At 59.0% G+C, this 3,669-nt stretch carries 4 protein-coding genes; all 4 read left to right on the forward strand.

All coding sequences use genetic code 11. From position 1 onward, the window contains the following. Positions 1-427: hypothetical protein (locus tag VGI36_16890; GenBank protein HEY2486822.1), on the forward strand; the 427-nt coding region annotated here is incomplete at its 5' end. A gap of 1 nt (position 428) precedes the next feature. After that, entirely contained in the window at positions 429-935 is a 507-nt protein-coding gene (locus tag VGI36_16895) for a zinc-ribbon domain-containing protein (GenBank protein HEY2486823.1), read from the forward strand. A 118-nt stretch (positions 936-1,053) separates the two neighbouring features. Beyond that, the gene (locus tag VGI36_16900) at positions 1,054-2,259 is read left to right on the forward strand and encodes an adenylate/guanylate cyclase domain-containing protein (protein ID HEY2486824.1); all 1,206 of its coding nucleotides are present in this window, start codon (positions 1,054-1,056) and stop codon (positions 2,257-2,259) included. 598 nt (positions 2,260-2,857) lie between these two features. After that, positions 2,858-3,076, forward strand: coding sequence for a hypothetical protein (locus tag VGI36_16905; protein HEY2486825.1), 219 nt, complete (start codon positions 2,858-2,860; stop codon positions 3,074-3,076). The last annotated feature ends 593 nt before the right edge of the window (positions 3,077-3,669 follow it).

Below are 3,669 nucleotides of genomic sequence, written 5' to 3' on the forward strand. Positions count from 1 at the left end.
ATCGGGAGCCAGGCTCGCATTTCCGATCTACTGCGCGGCCCTGGCCAAGGCTTACGGCGAGATTGATGAACCCGAACAGGGGCTGAAATTATTGGATGAGGTTCTGAATTTCGTCGAAGAAACTTCCGAGTACCTAATGAAGGCCGAGCTTCATCGACTCAAAGGACATCTCCTGTTGCTGCAAACGCAATCGAATTCGGCGGAAGCTGAGCGATGGTTCCGAAACGCCATCGATCTAGCCCGCGATCAACAAGCCAAATCATGGGAGCTGCGTGCGACGACCAGCCTCGCGCGACTGCTGCGCGATACCGACCGCCGCGAAGAGGCGCGGGCCATGCTGTCCGAAATCTACAACTGGTTCACCGAAGGTTTCGACACCGCCGACCTGAAGGACGCCAAAGCCCTGCTCGACGCGCCGAGCAACTAGAATGCGTTGCGATAACTGTGGAGCCGAAGGGATCTCAGGCAAGAAGTTCTGCGCCGAGTGCGGAGCCTCGTTGTCGAACCGGTGTCCGAAGTGCGGTTCAGAGTGCTCTCCTAGTGCGCGGTTTTGTGCTGATTGCGGGGCGTCGCTACGAGCAGCTGCCGCGGCGGCGCCAAGGAAACCCGAGCAGCCTCAGATTCGGGTAGCCGAAGCAACCACCTCTGAAAATCTTGAGGGCGAGCGCAAGATCGTTACCTTTCTGTTCGCCGACATCACGGGGTCGACCGAACTGGAGCATGATCTCGATCCGGAAGAGCCGCGGGTGATTGTCGATCCGGCGCTGAAATTGATCCGCATGCAGGAAGAGCTGCGGCGCTATTCGACCAATTTGCTCGCGGACGGTTCGGCTCGCAGGATTGGAATCTACGCGCTTGGGCAGGTAGTGGTCTTGCTTGCGGGGATCTCAATTGACATCCTCGCACCTCCAGCGCTCTTATTGCGATTATGGTAGCGCAATCTGAAACGAGTTACGCGCGGAGCGGAGGAGTGAGCATCGCCTACCAGATTGCCGGCGAAGGACAAGTTGATTTGGTCTTCGTCCCAGGCTGGATATCCCATGTCGAGTATGCGTGGAGGAGCCGAGCCTCGCACCATTTCTCGAGCGGATGGCGAGCTTTTCGCGCCTCATCATTCTGGATCGCCGCGGCACAGGACTCTCGGACCCTGTGGAGAACCTACCGACGCTCGAGGAACGGATGGACGACGTACGCGCGGTGATGGACGCCGCGGGTTCAAAGCGAGCCTTCCTCTTCGGGGCCTCAGAGGGCGGGCCTTTGTGCGCGCTGTTCGCAGCGACCTACCCGGAGCGCGCCGCGGGCCTCATTCTGGGCAACACCTCTGCGCGGTGGACGCGGACTGAGGACTATCCGTGGGCACCGCCTCAGGAGTCAATGGAAACCCTGAGACAACAGTGCCAAAAAGAGTGGGGGACAGGCGTCAGCGCGCGGAACTGGGCCCCTAGCCGGGCGGCCGACGAGGCGTTCGTTCGATCGTGGGCGCGGTTCGAGCGACGAGCGGTGAGCCCCAGCGGGGTAGCTAAAATCCTCGCCATGGTCGCTGACACTGACGTACGGCACGTGCTGCCCTTAATCAACGTCCCCACGTTGGTGATTCAGCGAACCGGTGACTGGGGCAACCCCGTCGAGGGTGCCCGCTATATCGCACAGCACATCACCGGCGCGAGGCTGGTCGAAGTTCCTGGAATTGACCACTACATGTGGGTCGGTGATTCGGACGCGATTTTGGATGAAGTCGAGCGATTCGTTACCGGCACCCTGCACACAGTAGAGGTCGATCGCATTCTGGCCACCGTGCTCTTCGTCGACATGGTCGACTCGACCCGCCACCTGGTCAAGAAGGGCGATCGCGTCTGGCGCGAGTTTCTCGAGCGCTTTTTCGGAGTCCTGCGGGGAGAAATCAACCGGTTCCGGGGACGCGAGATCGACACCTCTGGCGATGGTATCCTGGCTACCTTCGACGGCCCGGCCCGAGCGATCCGCTGCGCTTGCGCGATGAACACGGGGGTCCGCTCGCTTGGGATTGAGATCCGAGCCGGCCTCCACTCGGGCGAGTGTGAACTGGCGGGGGACAGTGTGCGCGGTATCGCTGTACACATCGGGGCGCGCGTTGCCGCCACGGCTGGGCCAAGCGAGATCCTGGTTTCCAGCACAGTAAAGGACCTGGTTGCCGGTTCCGGAATACGCTTCACCGATCGAGGAGCACACGCTCTCAAGGGCGTTCCCGGAGAATGGCGCCTCTTCGCAGCGAGCGCGTAGAATTCACCTGCTCGTGGCGAGCGCGAAAGGCCTCGCATACCTGAGAACTAATGAAACGTAATTGGGGGCTCCCGGACTTCCCGTAGAGCCGTGCTGAATTCCACGTCCGCCGGATTCTATGCGTTAATTTTCGGAGCTTATTGTGACTGACGTTAAGGCTGCCGCACTGGCTCATTTTGCTTGTGGAAACCTACGCGGAGGCTGGCCGCGTGGAGGAAGCAGCTTGCCGCCGTCGCAGAGGCGTTGAGAGTGCGAGACAGGAACCGACGAGAGCCGCTCGGAGACTCAGCTATTGCGAGTCAAAAGGAAACATTAATCCGTCGCGGGGTCGCGGCACGGACGACGGGAACCAAGCTGAGAAATTTTTATTAAGGCCATCAAAATAGCAGTAACAAGACGACAGATGCTGGGTACTGCGCGCCACTGTCAGCCCTCGCTCGCCTGCTCGCCCGCACCAATCGCCGCGACGAGGCGCGCAAAATGCTCGCCGAAATCTACAACTGGTTTACCGAGGGCTTCGACACCGCCGACCTGAAGGATGCCAAAGCGCTGCTCGACGAGCTAACGGCCTAGTGAATATAGAAGATAGGATGGGTTTATGAGCGAACCAAAAACGCTGTATGAGCGCATTGGCGGATACGAAGCCATTTACAAATTCTCGGAAGACGTTATCGCGAGACTGATGGATGACGAAGAGGTCGGGCACATCTGGGACCACATGTCACAAGACCGAGTATTCAAGGAGCACCAAAACTTTGTTGACTGGCTCTGCGAACACTGGGGGGGTCCAAGATGTACCGCGGTCGAGATCTGGTAACGGTGCATAGGGGCATGGGCATCACCGAAAGATATTGGGATGTGTTGTTCGAGAAAATCGACGAGGCTTACGAGAAGTTTGGGACCCCCAGAGAATTGAGGGAAGAGGTAAACGCTTTCCTGAAGGGTTTCAAGCCGCAAGTTGTCGGTAGCCCGTCATTCCGCAAAGTTGTTAGAGGGCCAGATGGCCAAGGTTTCACGGCTGGTATGGAATCTTACGGCGTAGAGTGGCCGGCCAGTCGGCAGCCCTCATCGAGGCCCCCCAAGAGTCGACCATAAGTAGAGCGGTTAGGCGGAAGATATTCGCTGCAGACGGAGAAATGCAAAAACGTATGGTTGCGGTAGGGCTTCGTTCCCGAAGCCTCGCACAGCTACTAGCGAAGCAAGCAAGCGCGACGAGGCGCGCGCGACGCTCGCCGAAATCTACAACTGGTTCACCGAGGGCTTCGACACCGCCGACTTGAAAGACGCCAAGGCACTGCTCGACGAGTTGAGTACATAGCTAGTCGTTGCGCGAAGTGCGGGAGGGACAGCACACCTGGCAGAGATTTCTGCCCGGAATGCGACACTCCATTGTGCAATCGCTGCGCAAAG

This window comes from Candidatus Binataceae bacterium (genome assembly GCA_036495685.1).
Lineage (GTDB): Bacteria > Desulfobacterota > Binatia > Binatales > Binataceae > JAFAHS01.

Excerpts from the sequence above, each read along its gene's own strand:
- VGI36_16895 (HEY2486823.1), top strand. The coding sequence starts at position 429 with ATGCGTTGCGATAACTGTGGAGCCGAAGGGATCTCAGGCAAGAAGTTC.
- VGI36_16905 (HEY2486825.1), top strand. The coding sequence starts at position 2,858 with ATGAGCGAACCAAAAACGCTGTATGAGCGCATTGGCGGATACGAAGCC.